General features: G+C 67.7%; 20 protein-coding genes. 6 read left to right on the forward strand and 14 right to left on the reverse strand.

Annotation, left to right across the window (positions count from 1 at the left end; genetic code table 11):
- Positions 1 to 6: 6 nt before the first annotated feature.
- The 11 genes from QF040_RS22185 to QF040_RS22235 form a co-directional block, all read right to left on the reverse strand.
- Positions 7 to 864, reverse strand: coding sequence for a type II secretion system F family protein (locus QF040_RS22185; protein WP_429612836.1), 858 nt, complete (start codon positions 862 to 864; stop codon positions 7 to 9).
- Positions 861 to 2,504 carry an ATPase, T2SS/T4P/T4SS family gene (locus tag QF040_RS22190; protein ID WP_429612837.1) on the reverse strand — a complete coding sequence of 548 codons (1,644 nt, stop codon included), beginning with the start codon at positions 2,502 to 2,504 and terminating at the stop codon, positions 861 to 863. Before QF040_RS22190 ends, QF040_RS22185 begins: the two co-directional genes overlap by 4 nt.
- A 19-nt stretch (positions 2,505 to 2,523) precedes the next feature.
- Positions 2,524 to 4,146 (reverse strand): pilus assembly protein N-terminal domain-containing protein, encoded by a 1,623-nt coding sequence (locus QF040_RS22195; RefSeq protein ID WP_429612838.1) that lies wholly within the window; start codon positions 4,144 to 4,146, stop codon positions 2,524 to 2,526.
- Positions 4,147 to 4,218: 72 nt separating this feature from the next.
- Positions 4,219 to 5,178 carry a Flp pilus assembly protein CpaB gene (cpaB, locus tag QF040_RS22200; RefSeq protein ID WP_429612839.1) on the reverse strand — a complete coding sequence of 320 codons (960 nt, stop codon included), beginning with the start codon at positions 5,176 to 5,178 and terminating at the stop codon, positions 4,219 to 4,221.
- Positions 5,179 to 5,184: 6 nt separating this feature from the next.
- A complete protein-coding gene (locus QF040_RS22205) occupies positions 5,185 to 5,406 on the reverse strand; it encodes a hypothetical protein (protein WP_429612840.1) in 222 nt (73 codons plus the stop codon).
- 11 nt (positions 5,407 to 5,417) lie between these two features.
- Positions 5,418 to 6,140, reverse strand: a complete 723-nt coding sequence (locus QF040_RS22210) for a hypothetical protein (protein WP_429612841.1) — start codon at positions 6,138 to 6,140, stop codon at positions 5,418 to 5,420.
- Complete coding sequence (locus QF040_RS22215) at positions 6,140 to 7,129, reverse strand: hypothetical protein (RefSeq protein WP_429612842.1); 990 nt, start codon at positions 7,127 to 7,129, stop codon at positions 6,140 to 6,142. Before QF040_RS22215 ends, QF040_RS22210 begins: the two co-directional genes overlap by 1 nt.
- Before the next feature lie 16 nt (positions 7,130 to 7,145).
- Entirely contained in the window at positions 7,146 to 9,056 is a 1,911-nt protein-coding gene (locus QF040_RS22220; protein ID WP_429612843.1) for a Tad domain-containing protein, read from the reverse strand.
- A gap of 41 nt (positions 9,057 to 9,097) precedes the next feature.
- Positions 9,098 to 9,403, reverse strand: a complete 306-nt coding sequence (locus QF040_RS22225; RefSeq protein ID WP_013538963.1) for a Flp family type IVb pilin — start codon at positions 9,401 to 9,403, stop codon at positions 9,098 to 9,100.
- A gap of 134 nt (positions 9,404 to 9,537) precedes the next feature.
- The gene (locus tag QF040_RS22230; RefSeq protein ID WP_429612844.1) at positions 9,538 to 10,476 is read right to left on the reverse strand and encodes an AraC family transcriptional regulator; all 939 of its coding nucleotides are present in this window, start codon (positions 10,474 to 10,476) and stop codon (positions 9,538 to 9,540) included.
- A 349-nt stretch (positions 10,477 to 10,825) separates the two neighbouring features.
- Positions 10,826 to 11,260: a putative toxin-antitoxin system toxin component, PIN family gene (locus tag QF040_RS22235; protein ID WP_306881909.1), complete on the reverse strand. Its 435-nt coding sequence runs from the start codon at positions 11,258 to 11,260 to the stop codon at positions 10,826 to 10,828.
- Positions 11,261 to 11,388: 128 nt separating this feature from the next.
- Between QF040_RS22235 and QF040_RS22240 the strand changes: the two genes are divergently transcribed.
- Positions 11,389 to 11,811 (forward strand): surface-adhesin E family protein, encoded by a 423-nt coding sequence (locus QF040_RS22240; RefSeq protein ID WP_429612845.1) that lies wholly within the window; start codon positions 11,389 to 11,391, stop codon positions 11,809 to 11,811.
- Between the two features lie 135 nt (positions 11,812 to 11,946).
- On the opposite strand, the gene QF040_RS22245 is transcribed toward QF040_RS22240, so the two are convergent.
- A complete protein-coding gene (locus tag QF040_RS22245; RefSeq protein WP_306881911.1) occupies positions 11,947 to 13,167 on the reverse strand; it encodes a THUMP domain-containing class I SAM-dependent RNA methyltransferase in 1,221 nt (406 codons plus the stop codon).
- An 83-nt stretch (positions 13,168 to 13,250) separates the two neighbouring features.
- Between QF040_RS22245 and QF040_RS22250 the strand changes: the two genes are divergently transcribed.
- From QF040_RS22250 to QF040_RS22270, 5 genes are all read left to right on the forward strand, one after another.
- Entirely contained in the window at positions 13,251 to 15,041 is a 1,791-nt protein-coding gene (locus QF040_RS22250; protein ID WP_429612846.1) for an ATP-binding protein, read from the forward strand.
- Positions 15,042 to 15,122: 81 nt separating this feature from the next.
- Positions 15,123 to 15,734, forward strand: a complete 612-nt coding sequence (locus QF040_RS22255) for a cytochrome b (protein WP_429612847.1) — start codon at positions 15,123 to 15,125, stop codon at positions 15,732 to 15,734.
- Between the two features lie 13 nt (positions 15,735 to 15,747).
- Positions 15,748 to 16,317, forward strand: a complete 570-nt coding sequence (locus QF040_RS22260) for a YceI family protein (protein ID WP_429612848.1) — start codon at positions 15,748 to 15,750, stop codon at positions 16,315 to 16,317.
- 50 nt (positions 16,318 to 16,367) lie between these two features.
- On the forward strand, positions 16,368 to 16,997 hold the full coding sequence (locus QF040_RS22265) for a YceI family protein (RefSeq protein WP_429614685.1): 630 nt from the start codon (positions 16,368 to 16,370) through the stop codon (positions 16,995 to 16,997).
- A 16-nt stretch (positions 16,998 to 17,013) separates the two neighbouring features.
- Positions 17,014 to 17,661, forward strand: a complete 648-nt coding sequence (locus QF040_RS22270; protein WP_429612849.1) for a LysE family translocator — start codon at positions 17,014 to 17,016, stop codon at positions 17,659 to 17,661.
- Between the two features lie 117 nt (positions 17,662 to 17,778).
- On the opposite strand, the gene QF040_RS22275 is transcribed toward QF040_RS22270, so the two are convergent.
- Complete coding sequence (locus tag QF040_RS22275) at positions 17,779 to 19,380, reverse strand: phospholipase D family protein (protein ID WP_429612850.1); 1,602 nt, start codon at positions 19,378 to 19,380, stop codon at positions 17,779 to 17,781.
- A 10-nt stretch (positions 19,381 to 19,390) separates the two neighbouring features.
- Positions 19,391 to 20,983, reverse strand: a complete 1,593-nt coding sequence (gene rpoN, locus QF040_RS22280) for an RNA polymerase factor sigma-54 (protein WP_429612851.1) — start codon at positions 20,981 to 20,983, stop codon at positions 19,391 to 19,393.
- Positions 20,984 to 21,048 lie beyond the last annotated feature (65 nt).

Below are 21,048 nucleotides of genomic sequence, written 5' to 3' on the forward strand. Positions count from 1 at the left end.
TTCTTCCTAGATATCGATGGCGACGATCTTGCGGATCATCGCGTAGCCCAGCATCAGCATGATGGCGATCACGGTCAGCACGACCCAGCCGATCGTCGTGGTGAACAGGAGCGACATGGTCGGCTGCATCAGGTAGAGCACGCCCATCAGGAGCAGCGGAAAGAGCGTCATCACCAGCCCCTGGATGCGGCCCTGCGCCGTGAGCGCCTTGATGCGGCCTTCGAGAATGGCTTTGCGCCGCAGTGTCTCGGCCAGCACCTGCAGCGGCTCCGAGAGATTGCCGCCCACTTCCTTCGATACGCGCAGCGCCACCACCACCAGCACGAAGTCGGGGATGCCCAGGCGCTGCGACATCTTCTGGATCGCATCGTCGAAGCTCACGCCCAGGCGCTGCTCCTTGAGCACCAGGCCGAACTCCTGGCCGAGCGGCCCCACCTGGTCGCGCACCAGCACCTGGATGGCCACAGAGAGCGCGCTGCCGGCGCGCAGTGCGCTCGCAATGAAGAGCAGCGCATCGGGCAGCTCCGATTCGATCTGCTGCCTGCGCTTTTTTCGCTGCCATGCGAACCAACGCGCTGGCAGGAGGTACAGCACCACCGCGGCTACCACGCCGCCGATCAGGTTGCCCGAGATGAGCCAGCCGATCGCGCCGCACAGCGCCACAAGAAATGCATGACCCGAAGCGAACGCGACCGCGTGCTGCGCCTGGAACTCCGAGAGGTTCAGCGTGCGGCGGCCGCTCGCCTGCAGCTTGCTCATCATCCTGCCGACCAGCTCCGGCGAGCGCTGCAGCAGCAGGTAGCCGCACAGCGTGATGAAGCCCATGCCGCACAGCACGGAGGCCAGCAGGATCATTCCCTTCATGCCGTGGTCTCCCCGAAGAGGTATTCCAGGTCGAGCTTCAGGCCATGCTCCTGCAGGCGCGTGAAGAACTCGGGCACGGTGCCCGCGGCGGTGAAGTGGCCGATGGTCTTGAAGCTGTCGTCCACGCCGGTCTTGCGGAAGGCGTACACGTCCTGCATCTGGATCATGCCGTCGGCAAAGCCCGTGATCTCGGTGATCTGCGTGACCTTGCGGCTGCCGCACGGAAAGCGCGTGAGCTGCACGATCAGATCGACCGCCGAAGCAATCTGCTCGCGGATCGCCGCCACCGGGATGTTCATGCCCGCCATGGTCACCAGCACTTCCAGCCGCGACATCGCATCGCGCGGCGAGTTGCTGTGCAGCGTGGTGAGCGAGCCGTCGTGGCCGGTGTTCATGGCCTGCAGCATGTCCAGGGCCTCGCCGCCGCGGCACTCGCCCACCACGATGCGGTCGGGCCGCATCCGCAGCGAGTTGCGCACCAGGTCGCGGATCGCGATGGCGCCCTTGCCTTCGATGTTGGCCGGCCGCGATTCGAGCGACACCAGGTTCGGCTGGCCCAGCGAGAGCTCGGCCGCATCCTCGATGGTCACGATGCGCTCGTTGGACGGAATGAAGTTCGACACCATGTTCAAGAGCGTCGTCTTGCCGGTGCCCGTGCCGCCCGAGACGATGATGTTGAGCTTTTCTTCCACCGCGATGCGCATGAAGTCCACCATCTGCGCGGTGATGGAGCCGGTGCGGATCATCCCCTCGTGGCCCATGCGGTTCTTGGGGAATTTCCGGATCGTGACGCTGGGTCCGCGCAGCGCCAGCGGCGGAATGATCGCGTTCACGCGCGAGCCGTCCTTGAGGCGCGCATCCACCATCGGCGAGCTTTCGTCGATGCGCCGGCCGAGAGGCGTCACGATGCGCTCGATGGCACCCAGCACCGCGATGTTGCTGGTGAAGGCGACGTTGGTGCGCTCCAGGCGCCCCGCACGTTCGATCCATATTTCGTCGAAGCGGTTGACCATCACTTCGGTCACGCTCTCGTCCTTCAGCAGCACCTCGAGCGGACCGAGGCCGATGGCTTCGTCCAGCAGTTGCTGGCTCAGCAACGCGCGGTCGAGTTCGGGCGGCATGTCGCGCGTGTCGCGGATGATCTCGGCGATCAGCGCGCGGATGTTGGAGCGCAGCTCCTCGTCCTTCATCTGCGCGGTGTCGATGCGGCGGTTGTCCAGTTGCTGCAGCAGCGTGCGGTGCAGCGAGCGGCGCCATTGCAGCAGCGGGTCCTCGATGGCGAGCGCCGCTTCGGCGTACTGCGCGGCCTCGGCCGCCTCCTGCGGATCGGCGCCCGCGGGCTTGAGCGCCACGTCGAGCGACACCACCAGCGTGTGGCCGCCGATGATGATTTCCTCGCCGCCCTTCATAGGGCCGAAGCGCGTCACCCGGTTGCCGTCGACCCAGGTGCCGAAGAGGCTGCCCAGGTCCTGCACGAACACTTCCTCGTCGTGCAGCACGAACTGGGCGTGCAGCTTGGCGACGTTCCAGCCCGACAGCACGATGTGGTTGCCGGCATCCTTGCCGACCTGGAGTTCCGAGACATCGATCGGGATCTCGCGCACGACCTGCTGCGGGGAATTGACGAAGACCTTGTGCATGGTGGCGGACTCTCGGGTCTTAAGGAGCGACGGGCTGGCCCGGCGTGCCGGCGGGGATGCCGCCGATGTCCGCGGCAGCAGCAGGCGGGCGCGAACCGTTGGGGTCCGACTTGTCTTCGGTCAGCGTGCCGAAGTTGCTTCCCACGTCGCGTTCGAGTTCGCGCGCGCGCTCGATGCGCGGGCGGCTGTCCGCCGGGCCGACCACGCGCGGCGTGATGAACACCACCACTTCCTGTTCCTTGTCGGTGTCGTTGTCGGCACGGAAGGCGCGGCCGATGATCGGCGTCTTGCGCAGGCCCGGCACGCCGTCGCTGGAGCGCGTCGATTCGCGGCTCAAGAGGCCCGACAGCACGATGGTCTCGCCGGCCTTCACATTGAACTCGGTGTCGGTGCGCCGGATCAGCAAGCCCGGAATGCCCTGCACCGCCACGCTGCGGTCGATGCTGCTCACCTCGGTGAGGATGCTGCCCGACACGTTGCCCTCGCCGTCGGCGATGGGCTTGATGTTCAGCCGCACGCCGTAGGGCTTGAACTCGACCGAGCCCGCGCCCTGCGTGCTGAGCGCGGGCAGCGGGATCTCGCCACCGGCCAGGAACTTGGCCTCGCCGCCGCTGCGCGTGGAGAGGTTGGGCGAGGCGAGCAAGAAGGCGTTGCCGCGCTGCACCAGGAGGTTGATGCGCGAGGTGAGGCTGAGGCCGATGCCGAAGTACGCCTCGGGCATGCGCCGGTTCTGGCCCAGCAGCGCCGTGCCCTGCGGCGTGGAGGTGTTGAAGGCCGAGCCATCGGGCAGGATGCGGTAGCTGCCGCTGGAGGCGATGTCCGAGAACAGGCCGAAATTGAAGCCGTCGCCCGAGCTCTGCCAGCGCACGCCCAGGTCATCCAGCGCGGTCTTGCTGAACTCGACGATGCGCACCTGGATGTCGACCATGCGGTCCACGCGGATGCGGTCGGCCGTGGCCAGCGACACCACCGCGGGCGCGTAGAGCTGCGCCACCGTATTGAGGCGCTCGATCGCGGCCGGATCGAGGCTGTTGCCGTCCATGATGATGCGTTCGCCGATGCGGCGGATGTTCACGCCCGAGATGCCGCGCGTGATCTCGCGCAGCTCGTCGGCGATGCGTTCCAGGTCGGCCACGTTCACCCGCACCTTGAGCTTGCGCACGGTGCCGTTCTTGTCCCAGACATGCAGCGTGCTGTCGCCCGCGTCCTGCGCGGTGATGAGCATGTTGGCGCCGTCGAGCACGCGCGCCTCCAGCACCTTGCCGTTGCCGATGGCCACGCGCGAGACGCCCGGCATCTTGACCAGTGCCATCTGGCCGACATAGAGCGTGAGCAGGTCGGGCAGCCGCTGCAGCACGGTGGCGCGCGCGGCGATGCGCTGCAACTCGGCCTCGGTGATGGAGGCCTGCGAGGGCGGCGGCGCGGGCGGGCGGATGCCCGGCGAAGTTTCAGCGCGGGCGGCTGCCGGCGCGCCCGGCGACGAGAACGCCGGCGGAGCCGTCACCGCGCCCAGCGGCGCGGGTGCCACGGTGCCCAGCGGCACGGGCGATGCCGCCGGCGCGCCGGGGTACGGACCCTGCGCCTCGGCCTGGAAAACAAGACACAGCGCCGTCGCTGCCAAAGTGCATCGCTTGAGGTTCATCGAACTTTTCTGGAGATCAGTCAATCGGGCCGCGGCCCCGGAGGGCGACGTTCAGGTCAGGGAGGCGAGGCTTCAGCGCGGCAACGCGGCGCCGGTCGGCAGTGCGGCGCCCAGGCCGGGCGCGGGCGGAGCGCCACGGTTGCCGCTGCCGCCGACGATGTATTCGACGCTCGGCCCCGAAGGTCCGCTGGACACGGCCATCGCATGCGAACGCTGCGGCCTGAAGCCGGCCACGATGGCGTCGAGGTCGCCCGCGTCGACGCCGCTGGTCATGGTGGCCCGGTCCTCGGGGTTGCGCAGCGTGGCGATGATCTTTCCGAGGCGCTGCGCGAGGATGAGCTTCTGCGCGTCCTGCGGCTGGATCGCCACGGTCACGGTCGAGTAGCGCTGCTGCGCGTAGGGGTCGGTGTCGGCCGAGACGTCGGAGCGTTTGCGCATCGCGGCGAACTGCTCCGAGGTGATCTGGCCGGTGGCGCGCACCTCCACGTCCTGCAGGAGCGGAACCACCACAGAGGGATCGTTGGCCGCGGACTTCTCCACCATGTACATGAAATCGATGCGGTCGCCGGCGCGCAGCATGCCCGAGATGGAGCTGATCTCGTCCACCGGAATGGTGATGGCGCGCACGCCCTGCTCGATCTCCTGCGCGAACACCTTGCGCGGCGCCGAGAAGAACGACGCGAGCAGCGGCTTGCCCGCGGCCACCGGCACCGAGAGCTGGCGGCCCGCGAACTGCGAGAAGGTCTCGGGCGTGATCGCGTCGTTGTGCACGTACTCGTTGGGCACCGAACGCTTGGCCACCATGGTGGGCAGCACGGTGGTGCCGTCGCCCAGCGCGCGGTTCGCCACGACCACGTCGCGGCGCTGGCTGTCGGCGTCCTTCTCCAGGCTCGCAGCGATCTCGCGCTCGCTGGCCCTGAGGTAATACCAGCCCAGGCCGGCGGCCAGAAGGCCCAGCATCAGGGCACCGATCAGGGGGGACAGCCGTTTGACGCTTTGCTTGAACTTGAGGAGTCCCGGAGATGATTTCATGCCTGGCTACAAAGGATAGGAAAGGGTGTACGAGTAGGTCGACCAGGCGTCGCGGAAGGCCTTGATGAGCAGCGCGACCACCGAGCGGTCGGCGCCCGGGAAGGTGGCAAACAGCATCACGGCCAGGATGCCGGCGACGATCACGTATTCGGTGATGACCTGGCCGCGCTGGGCGCGGCGGGAAGAAGAACGTGGGCGACGTGGGCGACATGGGCGACGTGGACGCATGGCGGTCGCGCTCATTCCGGCGTGGTCTGGCTGGCGACGATGAAGTAGCCGTCGTCGCGCCTGGAGATGGCCACGGTCATCTCCTCGCTGTTGCGGCGGAACACCAGCGAAGAGCGCGTGCCGCCCTCCAGCGTGCGGTCCTGTATCAGCGTCCAGCCCAGGCGGATCATCTGTTCGCGCAGGTAGAGCGCATTGGTCTCCACGCTCACGTTGTTGGTGACGACGATGGTGCGGTTGCGCTGGCCTTCGTCGAAGGAGAGCGTGTCCGACACCACCTGCGAGCCGGCCGGGCGCGGAAAGCCCTTGCCGATGCGCTCGGCGCGCTCGCGCAGCGCCTGCTCGCTCTTGACTTCGTCGTAGACCACCGCAGCCACCAGCCGGCCCGCCGTGCCCGAAGGAACCGCGCGCAACTGCACCGTGACCTGGTACAGGCCGAAGCGCGCACCGAGCACACGCATGGGGCCGAGCGTGGTCACGCCGTAGCCCGTCTTGTCGGCCAGCCACTTCTCGTAGAAGCGCGAGACGACCTCCAGCGGATCGCTCGACTCGATGCCGCGGATCTGCATGGGGATGGTGTTCTGCTCGATGTACTCGGCGATCCAGAAGGTCTTGGCCGCCGCGGGCGATGGAATCGCGGGCCAGTCGCGCTGCGGCGGCGCCGCGACTGCCGCGCCGCACAGGCACAGCCATGCGGCAGCGAGCATCCATCGCAGAAACGGCGCGGCGAGGCTCATCAGGGCAGCGTGTTGACCACGGGGGTCGGCGGGAAGGCGCGGTAGTAGCGGAAGTGGTCCTTCACGCTGCCGCCGTTCGCTTCGCCATCGCCGCCGGTCTCGCCGGTGGCGCCGGGCGGGATGCGCTCGAAGCGGTCCAGCGGCGTCTTCTCGAGTGCGTCGCCCGGCGTGAAGCCCATGGTGAGGTTGTTCATGTCGAAGGCCGGAAAGATCTGCTTGATCTGGTAGGCCGTCTGGTGCATGCCGCCGCGAAGCTGCTGGTAGAAGGCGGCGTCCAGCAGCTTCATCGGCACCAGGCCCTGGATCTTGGTTTCCTCGCGGTTCGTGCCGCCGGCGTTCCAGGCTTCGGTGAGCATGGTGACCTGCTCGGTCATGTCCAGCGCCGGCACATCCTTGAACTTGGTATAGGTCTGGCTCACCTTCACCTCGTGGCGCAGGTACCCGCTGCTCACGAACTGGAACTTGCCCAGCGGCCCGGTGATCGCGTTGCCCCCCAGCGCGGCTTGCGCCACGCGGATGCCGTCGAACACCACGTCGCTGGCATTGAGCAGCGAGGGCAAGGGCGCGGCCGTGCTCGATGCGGTGACCGCCGTGGTGCGCTGGTCGATGGCCGGCAGCATCGGCTCGAACTCGGCGATATCGGCGGCGTGGATCGAGATGCCGGGCGCCGAGCGGTCGCGAAAGATGTGGCGGCGCAGGTCGCGCGTGACCTCCGCATCGGTCTTCTTGATGGCGCCCGATGCGCCCTTGGCTTCTTCCGCGGTGATGCCCTGCGCCTCGGGCATCCACACGGTGCGCTGCCAGGCCACCAGCTTGGCGGCGGCCACCGTCTGCATGCGCTTGGTGCCGTACTCGGCAATGGCCGGAATCGCTGCCAGCACGATGGCCGCGAAGCTCACGATGAGCAGCGTCTCGACCATCGCGTGGCCGGCGACGGCGGCGCTCGCGCGAGCCTGATGTGCAAACGGGCGTCGATGCGGGCGGGTCATGCGCGGGCGTCCTTCATCAGTTGCCGTTGTCTTCGTCGGCCGAGCCGCCGACCGCCGCGCCGCCCATCGCGATGGCGCGCGCCCACAGCGAGGGCTCCACGTTGTGCACGTGCCAGTAGGGGCTGAAGAGGCTGCGGTGCTCGATGTAGCCGCCGGCGAAGCCCACGTTGTATTTGCCGATGGTCGAGGGATCGGCCACCGCGTTGTCGCGGCGCGCCCAGCGGTCCTGCGGCCGGCGAAAGTAGACCTGCGAGGTCGACAGCGCCTTGATCTCGCGGCCCTGGAAGTTGTCGCGCAGGCCCGCCTTGCCGTCGGCCGCGGAATTGCCGAAGCCGGCGACCTCGCCCGTGCGCACCTTGTCGCCGCCCTTTTGCACCACGAGCGTGAAGGCCGGGCCCTTGTCGGTGTTCTTGCCCCACTTGAGCGGGTTGGCGCCGCTGAAGCCGTTTTCCTTGAGCCAGTTGTCCGACTCGTTGGCCACCATCGGCGGATGGTCCTTGATCTCGGTGAAGCGGGGCATCGCCCAGTTCTTGGTGACGATGCCGATGTCGGTGCGCGGGCTGTAGTGCAGCTTGGCGTTGAACACCAGCACCGCCAGCGGGGCCAGCAGGATCTCGCCGTCGCGGTCGCGCGCGGCGCGCTCGAAGGATTCGCGCTCCATGTACGCGGTGTCCCCGACCTCGCCGTTCAGGCCGCCGTAGGTGCGCCCCTCGCGGGCGTAGCTGCGAAGGGTGAGGCGCTGGCCTTCCCAGCTCTTCATGTAGTTGGGTCCGCCCGCGGCGGCTGCGCCTGCACCAAGCCCGAAGCGGCCGCGCAAGATGTCGTCCCAGCCGCCGATGAGGTCGGTGTAGAGCACGCCGATGGGCAGCTTGATCTCGATCGAATCGGCCGACTGCCAGCGGATGCGCCCGGTCTCGTCGCCCACGATGCCTTCGGTCGCGACCAGCTCGGTGCCGCCCTTCCACTCGAGGAGCCCGCCCATCATGTCGCCGGTGATGTCACTGAAGCCCGGTGGCGAATTCGGGCTGCTGGACACCATGCCCTGCAGCGCGCCGGACATGCCTGAGGCGACCCAGCCGAGCACGTTGGGCAGGAAGCGGCGGTTCTTGGTCCAGTCGTCGCGCGTGGCCTGCGCGGCGTGCGCGAAGCGCAGCACCTCGTTGAACTCCTCGTCGTCGAAACCGAGGCTGCCCGACTGGTGGTACGTCTTCAGGTAGGTCCCCACGTCGGCCACGAACTTGATGACGAAGATCGCTGTCTCGGTCGGCGGGACCGAGGCGTCGGGATCGTTGGCGTTGACGACGTCCTTCACCAGTTGCGGCAGCTGCGCCGTCGTGCCCAGCAGCATCACGGCCTGGCTGGCCGAGATGCCCTGGTTGAACGCGCGAAGGATGTCGGCGCCGATCTGCAGCGGCTTGGCCGAGGGCTCGACGAAACCGGCGATGCGGTCGGCGGTGCGCTGCAGGCGCTGTGCCTTGAACAGGTTGCCCAGGTACTGCAGGAAGAAGATCGGGCCGACGATCGGGATGCGGCTGCGCTCCAGGTTGCGGATGCCCTTCATGGCCTCCGCGACGACCAGCCCTTCCTGGATGTTGGCCGCGCTCGTGATGAGCATGGCCATCGAGGTCTGCACGCTCGCCAGCGTCGCGATGCTCGCCTCGTTGGCGGCCATCGCGCGGTTGGTGTAGGCCAGGTAGTTGAGGGTGCGCGCCGTGAGCACGTTGGCGCTGTAGGTCGCCGCATCGGCCGTGTTCTGCAGCTTCATCTTCTCGCGCGCCGCGGTGGCGGTGTTGTAGACCACCAGCACGCTCAAAAAGATGACCGGCAGCATCGCCACCAGGTACACGATCGCCTGGCCCGACTGGCGCCGCCGGCGCGCGGATGCGCCGGCAGGGGCCAGGGGGAGCGAAGCGGCGGCTGGGGGCATCGCGCGATGTCGGTCAGGCCGTCAGGACGTCGAGGAAAGCCTTACTTCGTGGCCTCGGCACCGCCCTTGGTGTAGGTGCTCATGTTCATGTTGACCTGGGCGTTGGTCGACGCCTTTCCGGCGGCGGTCTGCGCGTTCGTGACTTCGGTGGCGCCCGACTGGCCGCCCACTTCCTTGGCCATGCCGGCGACCTGGTTGCGCATGGTCTGGCCGAAGAAGCTGAACACGGCGATCGCGGCGATGGCGATGAGGCCCAGGATCACGAGGTACTCGGTCATGCCTTGCCCGCGGATCTTGATCTTCGAGGCAAGTTGGCGGCTCAGCTGGGTCAGACGATGGATTTGCATGAGGGAAGTTCCTGAAAGGTGGCTGAAAGAACAGGCGGATCGTAGGGACGCATCCGTCGCGTGTTCGATACAGTTTTTGCGAATCCCGATACAAATTAACATTCGTAAAAAGATCGCAAAACACTCGGAATTCTTTAGTTCTCCAAACTGCCCGCGCCTTCGAAACGCAGTTGGCTTTGCCTGCGGAATTCGGTCGGCGTCACACCTTTGATCTCGAGAAACCGGCGATTGAAATTCGAGACGTTATTGAAACCAACTTCGTAACAAATCGAGGTCACGTAGCGCTCGCTCTGCATCAGCAGCAGGCACGCCTTGTTGATGCGCACCTCGTTCACATAGCCCAGAAAACTGTGGCCGGTGGCACGCCGGAAGAGCCGGCCGAAGCGCCCCGCATTCATGCCGAGTTCGGCCGCGATGTCGGCCGCGCTGATGTCCTTTGCGGGCTCGTTGGTGATGCGCGTCACCACATCGTTGATGGCCTCGATGCCGTGGTCGCCGTCGGTCTGCATGCCTGACAGGAGGCGGTAGTCGGTGCACATCGCCATGTCGGCGAGGAAGTCGCAGAACAGGCTGAAGCGCTTGAGGCCGCGCGCGTCCTTCACGCGGTGCCAGTGCGCCTCGGCGCTGGCCGCCATGCCGAAGAACTCGATGCCGTAGCGCGCGCGCTCCAGCATGCGCACCGCCTCCTGCAGTTCGGGAATGCGCTGGGCCGCCTCGAAGATCGGGTCGTGCAGGAACTGGATCACCAGATCGCGCTGCGGCACGCCCTCGGGCGGCATGTCGAGCGAGATCCAGTTGTGCGGCAGCTTCGGGCCGCACAGCACGAGGTGGCCCGGTTCGAAGGCGCCGATCCAGTCGCCCACGAAGGCCTGGCCCGAGGTGGCGACGATCAGGTGCAGCTCGTACTCCTCATGGCAATGCCAGCGCGCGAGCGGCGTCGGAAAGCCGTGCTCGAGGCAACGCACCAGCCCCACCTCGGTCGATGGCTCGTAGCCGAGCTCGGTCGAGCGGCTGCGCTCGACCTCCACTTCGGGGAGCAGTTGACGCGGGGATCGTTGGCTGGAACTCGTCATGGCTTTTTGTTGGACTGACAGGAGACAACACGCCCGCGATCCTGGGATTCGCGGGCGACGCGGCGATGAATGGCATCTTCGGGAGCAAACAGGCCTGCGGCGCGCGGGCACGTCATGGTGAGCGCAGGGGCCGGGTTCGCGGGGCGGAAGATATTGTTTGGGCCTTGCAATTGCCAGACCCTATGCGGACTACGAAGATTCGTATGCGCGCACGGCAAGCACCCGATTTGCACCGCCAGCGTTGTCTAGACAACTGCTTTGCACGCGGGCACGCCGGTGCGGCCATGGGCGAGGCGATCGATGGGCGATGCTTGTCTAGACGACCCCACGCCAACCGCTTTCAGCGCACTCAGGCAGCGGCCAGCACCGTCGCCACGACCACGCCTTGCGCAGCCAAACGTTTGCGCATCGTCAGCACCGCCTGGTCCTTGCTGAAGAGGCGCGCGCGTTGCGCCACCGCGAGGTCGATGAAGACCTGGTCGTCGGGGTCCTTGCACACGCAGGGCGCGCGCGGTGGCGTGTCGGTCAAAAGATTTACGCGGGCATCGAAGGCTTCGAGCACGCGGGTTGCTTCCATCTCCCGCTGGGCCAGCCGCCGCGCGATCAGCGGATAGCCGAGCACCCGCGCGAGCTCGGTGCGCATCGGCGCGGTGGCGATCCAGCGCAGCGCGCCGGATGCGAGCGCCGCCGCGAGCGGCAGGCAATCGGGGTTGTCGAACACGAGCAGGTCGAGCGCGATGTTGGTGTCGATGACGACAAGGCCGGTTTCTTGAGGAAGGGTCATGGCGGCGAAGAGAGGAGCGCCGATGTTGCACCATGTGCGCCCCTTGTCAGCCGCGGGTCGGGCGCGACGCCCCACAATGCTGCGGCGCGCACCGCGCGCGCTTCCGGACACGCCGCCTTCACTCCCTCATGAAACGACTCCCGCTGTTCTGCCTCGCACTGCTCGCCTCTGCGCTCGCACGGGCCGAATGGCTGACCCTGAGCGGCACGCCCGGCGATGCGAACGGCAGCTACGTGCAGGTCGACCCGGCCCGCATCGAGGTCGACGGCGCGCGCCGCGGCGTGACCTTGCGCATGAGCCTCGCGCGGGACTTCACCGGCAAGGACGGCTTCAAGCTGCGCTCGTTCGAAGCCCGGGTCACCGTCGACTGCGAGGCGCGCACCGCGCGCTATGTGAGCGCCACCTACTACGGCCTGCCGAACTTCGTCGGCGAGCCGGTGGCGATCAAGCAGTTCGAGGACGACGACATCCGCCCCATGACGCTGCCCGGCGCTCCGCCCGAGTTGGCCGCGCGCACGGTGAACGCGGCTTGCAATGTCGGCACCAGATAGCTGATCGACGGCCCTCTGAAGCGCTCACGCTGATGGTGGGCTCTGTTTCGCGAAATCAAGGGCGAGGCCGCAGGCCGGAGGACATTCGCGAAACAGAGCCCACCGTCGGCGGGAGTGCCGCCCTGAACGACAGGCCTACTTCCGCGCGGACCCTGCAACCATGTCGAAGCGGAACAGCCGGCATTCGATCGGCCCGTTCCACATCGGCACGCGGCGCGATTCCTTCAGGCGCATCTGCTTGGGCAGCTTCAGGTCCGGCGTGAGGACCCAGGCCGTCCACCCGGCATAGTTCTTCTTCCAATGGGTGGCGAGCTGGGGGAAGAACTCGCTGCCATCGCCCTCCTCGGTCTGCGCGGTTTCGCGTGCACCCGCGCGGGCCACGCCGCCGACTTCGATCCGTTCGCCATAGGGCGGATTGAGCATGACCACGCCGCCTTCGGCCGGCGGCATGCGCTGCAGCGCGTCGCCGCCGCGGAACTCGATGGCATCGGCGACGCCGGCGCGCTCCGCGTTGCGCTCGGCAAAGTCGACCATGCGGTGCGACACGTCCGAGCCGAAGATCGCGACGCTGCCCGGCTTCACGGCCAGGAGCGATTCCTTCTTGATCGCGTCCCACACGTGCGCCTGGAACGGCAGCAGCTTCTCGAAGCCGAAGCGCCTGAGCGATCCGGCCGCGATGCCGCGCGCGATCTGCGCCGCCTCGATGGGAATGGTGCCGCTGCCGCAGCAGGGGTCGTACAGCGGCTGCTCCGACACGGTGCCGGTCTCGGGGTTCCACCAGCCGCTGGCGGCCAGCATGGCGGCGGCCAGGGTTTCCTTCAGCGGGGCGTCGCCCTTGTCCTGGCGCCAGCCGCGCTTGAACAGCGGTTCGCCCGAGGTGTCGATGTAGAGCGTGCAGTGTTCGGTGGTCAGGTGGGCGAACACGCGGGTGTCGGGCCACTGGGTCTCGATGCTCGGGCGCACGCCGTTGGCCTTGGCGCGGAAGCGGTCGGCAATCGCGTCCTTGATGCGCAGGGTGGCGAAGTTCAGGCTCTGCAGCGGGCTGTGCTGGGCGGTGGTCTCGATCTTGAACGTCTGCTTGGGCGTGAACCAGATCTCCCAGGCCACGCCGCTCGCGATGGCGTACAGGTCGTTCTCGTTGCGGTAAGGCGCATGGGCCAGTTCGACCAGCACACGCTGCGCAAGGCGGCTGTGCAGGTTGAGCTTCAGGGCATCGCGCCAGTCGGCACGCACCCGCACGCCGCCGCGCAGCGTGAGCAGGTCTTGCCCGACGCGGCCCGTCAAGGCGTGCACCTCCTGGGCAAGGAATTCCTCGACGCCGGCGGCGCAAGGCAGGAAAAAGGAAAGATCGTTCACGGAAAGTTGGCCATCGGGAAGCCCGACTTGGGGGGCTCCATTGTCGCCCCGTCACAGTTCTTCTCTATATAGTCGATTTGCCGATGACTCCCACACCCGCACCTTCGGTCGCCCCGGCCGCCGACGCCAGCAGCGACCGCTTCGCGATCCAGTGCGAGGTGCTGCGGCTCTCGATCCGGCCCATCGGCCCGGTGCTGCTGGTGCAATACCTGCTCAATTGCGGCGTGGCGGCGCTCTTCGCCTGGCAGTACTCGCTCACGCGCGCGCTGGTGTGGATCGCGCTCATCACCGGGGTGACAGTGATGCGCGGCTTCTTTCCCCAGCGCCTGCCCGATCCCTTCACACCCGAAAGCCTGCGCCACGCCCAGCGCATGCACACGCTGCGCACCGCCGTCTGGGAGCTGGCGCACGGGCTGGCCGGCGTGCTGCTCTTCAATCCCGAGCGGCCTGACCAGCAACTGTTGCTCGGCCTCATGTTGATGGGCATGACGCTCTCGTCGGCGTTCTCGGTGTCGTTCTACACGCCGGCCACGCAGCTGGCGATCACGCTGCTGCTCGCGCCGGTGATCGTGACCGGCCTCACGCTGGGCGCGCCGACCATGATGGCCGTCTCGGTGATCGGCATCGGGCTCACGGCCATGATGTGGAAGCTGGTGGCCGAGCGCTCGCGCCAGCTCGAGGAGAACATCGGCCTCCGCCTGAACGAGCGCACGCTGCGCGAACAGGCGCTCGCGGGCCTGCGCGCCTCCGAGCAGGCGCAGGCCGAGCGGCTGCGGTTTTTCTCGGCCGCCAACCACGACCTGCGCCAGCCGGTGATGGCCATCGGCCTCCAGGCCGAGGTGCTGCGCCAGCAACTGGACACCGGCGCGGACGCCAGTGCAGTGCAGCACACCGTGGTCTCGCTGGCGCGGGCGCAGCAGGCGCTGGAAGGGCTCACCAACCAGTTGCTCGAAATCGGGCGCATCGAGGCCGCGGTCGATCCGCTGCGGCCCGTGGCGGTGGCGTTGGCCCCGTTGCTGCAGGACCTGGCGCGCCAGGCCGGCAACGGACGCGTGAAGGTGCGCTGCCCGGCCGGCGCCGTCGCGTGGACCGACGCCGTGTCGCTGCGCCGCGTGCTGGCCAACCTGGTCGACAACGCCGTCAAGTTCACGCCGCGCGGCCGCGTGCTGCTGGCGGTGCGGGCGCGCCGCCGGGGCACGGAACGGGCTTGGCGCGTCGAGGTGCGCGACAGCGGCATCGGCATCGCGGCGGATGCGCAGGAGCGCGTGTTCAACGACTTCGAGCAGATCGGCAACGCCGAGCGCAACCTGCAGCACGGGCATGGCCTGGGGCTCGCGATCGTGCGGCGGCTGGCGGCGCAGCTGGGCATCGAGGTGTCGCTGCGCTCGGCGCCGGGCCGGGGCTCGGTGTTCGGCTTCGAACTGCCCGCGGCGCAGGGCTATGGCGCGGCGGCGTTGCAGCCGGCGCCGCCACCACAGGCTCGCCCCGAAGCGGCACCCGCGCTGCGCCCCGGCCTCGCCGTGCTGGTGGTGGAAGACAACGCCGTGGTGGCCGACAGCCTGTATGCGCTGCTGCGGCAGTGGGAGGTGTCGCCGCGCGTCTACGCCAGCGCCGCCGAGGCGCTGGCGCTGGCCGACCTGCGCGCCCTCGATGCGGCGCTGTGCGACATCCGCCTGCCGGGCGCGCTCGACGGCATCGCGCTGGCGGAGCGGCTCCAGGCGCAGAACCCGGCACTCACCATCGCGCTGATCTCCGCCGACATCAACGAGGCCACCCAGCGCCTGGCCACCGAACGCGGCTGGCATGCGCTGCGCAAGCCCGTGCAGCCGGAGGAACTGCGCGGGGTGCTGCTGCGCGCGCGGCAGCGGCCCTGAGGCAGGTCTGGCACGACCCATGCGAGCCGGAGGCCACGCCTTCCGGATATGCTCCGCGCACAGGCCCCCGCCCTGCCCCCGATGTCTGCCGACACCCCTCTTCCTCCCCTTTCCGCCATTCCGCATCGCCAGCGCTATGGCACCGTGGCCATCGTGCTGCACTGGCTGCTCGCGGCCATGATCGTCGGCTCGCTCGGCGTGGGGCTATACATGACGGGGCTGCCGTTCTCGCCGCAGCGGATCAAGCTCTACAACTGGCACAAGTGGGCCGGCGTCACGATCCTCCTGCTGTCGGCGGCGCGGCTCCTGTGGCGGCTTGCGCACCGCCCGCCCGCGCTGCCGGCACAGGTGCTGGCCGCCATGCCGCGCTGGCAGATCGCAGGCTACCGGACCAGCCACGCGGCGATGTACCTGTTGTTCTTTGCGGTGCCGCTGTTCGGCTGGGCCTACACCTCGGCGCTGGGCATTCCGGTCGTGTGGTTCGGCGTGCTGCCGCTGCCCGATTTCGTGCCGGTCGACAAGGACCTCGCCGAGGCCATACTCAAGCCGCTGCACAAGGGCAGCGCCTTCACGCTGGCAGCGGTGGCGCTGCTGCACGTGGCGGCCGCACTGAAGCACCACTGGATCGACCGCGACGGTCTCTTGCAACGCATGTGGCCTGAACCGCGCGAACCGCGCCACCCACGCCACTGAAGGAACCTGCCGGATGACGCGCCTCTTTCTCCCGATCCTGCTGACCCTCGCTGCGGCAATGCCCGCCGCGGCCGACCCCGCCGCACGGCTGGTGGCCGACAAGAGCCAGATCGCCTTCGTCACCAAGCAGATGGGCGTGCCGATGGAAGGCACCTTCAAGAAGTTCGACGCGCAGATCGCCTTCGATCCGAAGAAGCCCGAAGGCGGCACGGTCGCGCTGCAGATCGACACCGCCAGCGCCGGCTTCGGCGTGCCGATGAGCGATGCCGAACTGCCCAAGGCCCCGTGGTTCGATGCGGCGAAGTTTCCGCAGGCAAGCTTCCAGTCGAGCGCCATCAAGGCACTGGGCGACGGCAAGTTCGAGATGGCCGGAAAGCTCACCATCAAGGGCACGTCGAAGTACCTGACAGTGCCCGTCACCATCGCGCCGGCCGGCGGCAACTACGCGGTCGCCACCGGCTACTTCACCATCCAGCGGCTCGACTACAAGGTGGGCGACGGCGAATGGACCGACACCTCGGTGGTCGGCAACGACGTGCAGGTGCGCTTCAAGCTCACGCTCGCGGGCCTCGGGCCGCTCTGAGTCCGCCTCTCTTTTTTCGATTGCATTCCATGTCCCTCATTCCTTACGCCATGAAGAAGCTCCTTCTCGCCTCGGCGCTCTCTGCCGCCGCCCTCCCGTTCGCCGCCATCGCGCAGGAATACACGGCCCCCGCCGTCGCCGCCAAGCCCGCGGGCGGCCCGGTGAAGAACGGCAACTACGTGATCGACCCCACGCACACCTTCGTGATGTACGAGATGGGCCACTACGGCACCACCACCAACCGCGGCCGCTTCAGCACCAAGGACGGCTCGGTGCAGATCGACGGCACGGGCACGAGCGGCAAGGTCGACATCACCATGGACATCGGCACCATCAACACCGGCGTCGACCTGCTCAACCGCCACGTGCAGAGCAAGGACTTCTTCAACGTCGCCGAATTCCCCACCGGCCGCTTCGTGGCCGACCGCATAGAGTTCAGCGGCGACAAGGTGGTCGACGTGCCGGGCACCCTCACCCTCATGGGCCAGACCAAGCCGGTGACGCTGAAGGCCGTGCGCTTCAACTGCTACCTGAACCCGCTGATCAACCGCCAGGTCTGCGGCGGCGACTTCGAAACCACCGTGCAGCGCAGCGACTGGGGCATCAACTGGGGGCTGAACTTCGGCTTCGAGAACAAGGTGAAGCTGCTGGTGCAGGTGGAAGCGGTGAACGTGCAGTAATAAAGGGAGCCTCGCGATGATGGACACCACCCTTTCCCTGCTGGGCATCGCCGGCGCGATGACCGTCGGCGCCATGAGTCCGGGCCCGAGCTTCGTCATGGTCGCGCGCACCGCCGTGGCTTCGCGCAGCGACGGGCTCGCTGCGGCGCTGGGCATGGGCGCGGGCGGACTCGTGTTCGCGATTGCCGCGCTCGCGGGGCTGCAGGCGGCGTTCCTCGCGGTGCCGGGGCTTTATCTCGCGATCAAGGGCTTCGGCGGCGCGTACCTCATCTACCTGGGCCTTCGCATCTGGCGTGGTGCGCGGCAGCCGCTTGCGATGACGCAGGACACAACCGACGCATCGCCCCGGCAACAGGGCCGCGGCGGCCGCACCTTCCTTCTCGGGCTGGCGACGCAGGTCAGCAACCCGAAGACGGCCGTGGTGTACGCGAGCATCTTCGCGGCGTTCCTGCCGCGCGAGGTGCCGCTGGTGCTGGCGCTCGCGGTGCCGGTAGTCATCTTCTGCATCGAGACGGGCTGGTACGCGATCGTCGCGCTCGCGCTCTCTTCAGCGGCGCCGCGTTCGGCGTACCTGCGCTACAAGATCTGGATCGATCGCGCGGCCGGTGGCGTGATGGGACTGCTCGGCCTGCGGCTCGTGTGGTCCGCTGTGCGCGAAAGCTGAGGCCCAACCGTTTGGGCTGAGCTTGGCCTGTCCTGAGCTTGTCGAAGGATCGAAGCCTCGCGCGGCGCTTCGACAAGCTCAGCGTGAACGGTATTTTGAACGCAGGCTGCCGGGGAATCACAGCAGGCTCTCCGGCGTCAGCGGCGCCAGCAGTTCGAGCATCGTTCGGTCCCAGAAGCCGGAGTCGGGCTCCTCGTTCAGCACCGTGGTCTTGCCCGCGTCTTCGCTGATCCACTCGATGTGCGCTTGCCCGCTGCCTTCGACAAAGCGCAGCCGGTAGGCGCCCTGCTGCTTGAGCACATCGATGAGCTTGAGCGCTTGCTGCGCCATCTCCGCGCTGCGGATGAAGAGGCCGATCTCGGTGTTGTGCGTCTCCGAGCGCGGATCGAAATTCATCGAGCCGACGAAGAGGATGCTGCGGTCGATCACCGCCGATTTCGCATGCAGCCGGCCCACCGAAGTACCGAACAACCCCAGCCGAACGCTTCGCCGTGTGCGCGTGGTGCTCAGCTCGTAGAGATCGGCGCCGAGCTTGAGCATCTCGGGGCGGTAGCGGCGGTAGGCGGTGTGCACCAGCGGCTCGTCGGTGGCGGCTAGCGAGTTGGTGACTACGCTGATCTTCACGTTGCGCCCACGGATCTCCTTCATCACCTCCAGCCCCGCGGCGCCCGGGATCAGGTAGGGCGAGACGATCGTCACCTCGCTGCGCGCGCGGCGCATCTGCTCGACCACGTTGTAGCGCACGCTGTCGACATCGAGCAGCGGCACGCCGCCGTATGACGCGGTCTTGCCGATCACGCGCTCGGGCGAATCGGCGTACGCCTCGGCCAGGGTCCAGATCAGGCCGAGCTTGCCGGCGTTCAGGTCCTCGGCCATCGGGCTGTAGCCGAGCAGGTCGTTGGGCGCGGGCTTCGGCGGCGGGGGCGTGGTGTCGGGGCCGGTGGCGGCATCGAAGCGCTTCTGCAACTCCTCGCGCGAAAGGTCGCTCGCGATGACCGACTGCACCGGCCGCACGTAGACGCTGTTCCAGTACTGGTCGAACAAGACACCCAGGCGCGGAATCAGCGCGCCGGTCACGAAGGTGTCGAGGTCGATGAAGTTCTCGCCCGAGGTTCGGGTGAAGTACTGGTTGCCGATGTTGCGGCCGCCCGCCACCGCCATCGCACCGTCGGCGATGAAGAGCTTGTTGTGCATGCGGCGGTTGACGCGGCTGAAATCGAAGAGCGACGCGGCAAAGCGCTTGAGCAGGCTGCCGCGTCCGGCCGGGAACGGGTTGAAGAGGCGCAGCTCGACATTCGGCGTGGCGGCCAGTCCGAGCAAAAGCTCGTCTTCGCCGGACGTATAGAGGTCGTCCATCAGGAGGCGCACGCGCACACCGCGCTGGGCCGCATCGCGCAGGGTGCGCAAGAGGTAGCGGCCGGTTTCGTCGTTCTCGATCTGGTAGTACTGCACGTCGAGCGTGCGCTGGGCGCGGCGCGCGAGCTGGATGCGGGTGTCGAAGGCGAAATCGCCGCCGGGCATCAGGCGAAAGCCGCTGAGGTCGGCATCGGGTTGCGAGGCCAGCGCGATACGGCCGAGCGCGGTGTCGGTCGAGACGGCGATGGCCTTGGTGGGCGCACGCGGCGCCTCGTCGGGCAAGGTGGCGCAACCCGCGAAAAGCAACACGGTCGCCATGGCGAAGACCCAGTGCCCACAACGCGACAGCAGGCGACGGGTCATCGGTAACTTTTTAAAGGGCTTTGCGGAGGTTGGCGGGCGCGATGCGCAGCGCTTCGCGGTACTTGGCCACGGTGCGGCGCGCGCACTCGATGCCCTGCTCCTTCAGCATCTCGGAAATCTGGCTGTCCGACAGCGGCTTCTTGATGCTCTCGGAGCTCACGAACTGCTTGATGAGCGCGCGCACCGCGGTGCTCGACGCATTGCCGCCGGTCTCGGTGCCGAGCGCGGAGCCGAAGAAGTACTTGAGTTCGACCGTGCCGAAGGGCGTGGACATGTACTTGGCGGTGGTCACGCGCGAGATGGTCGATTCGTGCAGGCCCAGTTCGTCGGCGATTTCGCGCAGCACCAGCGGGCGCATCGCGAGCTCGCCGTGCACGAAGTAGCTCTTCTGCCGCTCGACGATGGCGTTGCTCACGCGCAGGATGGTGTCGAAGCGCTGCTGGATGTTCTTGATGAACCAGCGCGCCTCCTGCAGCCGCTGCGACAGCGCCTGGCTGCCCTCGCCCTTGTGCGACTTGAGCGCGCCGGCGTAGATGTCGTGCACGCGCAGGCGCGGCATCACCTCGGGGTTCAGCATGACGCGGAACTTGATGTTGGTGCCGCGGCCGGTCTTGGTGACGATCACGTCGGGAATGACGATGTTGCGCTCGACATCGACGAAGCGGCGGCCCGGCTTGGGTTCGAGCCGCGCAATGATCTGCAGCGCCGAGCGCACGAGTTCTTCGTTGGTGCGCGTGAGCGTGGCCAGGCGCTTGAAGTCGCGCCGCGCAAGCAGCTCCATCGGCTGCTTGCAGATCGCGATGGCGGTCTTGCGGACGAGTTCTTCGTCCTCGGTCTCGTCTTCGCTCGCGAGCGCGCGCAGCTGGATGCCCAGGCACTCGCCCAGGTCGCGCGCGCCGACACCCGCGGGCTCCAGGCTCTGCAACAGGCCGAGTGCCACCTGGAAGTGGTGCACGAGGTCGTCGAACTGGTCGTTGTCGTCGCCTGCGAGGCCCGAGGCCAGCGCGGGGAGCGAGTCTTCGAGGTAGCCGTCGTCGTTGAGCGATTCGATGAGAAAGCGCAGCGCGGCGCTATCGTTCTCGTTCAGGCGCAGGCTCAGCGCCTGGCGGTGCAGGAACGACTGCAGCGACTCCTGGCTGCGCGCGAGTTCGGTGGCATCGGCGCGCTCGTCGTCGCCCAGGTTGTTCTGGCGCGCGGGGGCGTCGCTGCCCCACTCGCTGTCATCGGGCGCCATGTCGACGGTGCCGTCGCCTTCCCAGTCGGGCTCGCGCTCGGCGATCTCGGCGGCGGGGCCGTCGGTGTCCGGCGTCGAGGGGGCGTCCGCGGTGGAGGTCGTTGCGCTGCTGGGCGGGGCCGAGGCGAAATCGCTCTCGCCGGTTTCGCCACCGTCGTCGCGGGGCACCGGTGTATCGACGGCATCGAGACCGAATTCCTCGCGGGCCGCTTCTTCAGCGGTGCGCTCGAGGAACGGGTTCTCGTCCAGCATCTGCTCGACCTCCTGGCTCAGTTCGAGCGTGGAGAGCTGCAGCAGCCGGATCGACTGCTGCAGCTGTGGCGTGAGCGCCAGATGCTGCGAAACGCGAAGGGACAGCCCTTGCTTCATGAAAAAACGGCTCCCCCCCAGGCTGCGCGCTGCGCGCTTCGCCAACCCCCTACCGGGGGCGGGCC

The sequence above is a fragment of the Variovorax sp. W2I14 genome (genome assembly GCF_050435205.1).
GTDB classification, from domain to species: Bacteria; Pseudomonadota; Gammaproteobacteria; order Burkholderiales; family Burkholderiaceae_C; genus Variovorax; species Variovorax paradoxus_C.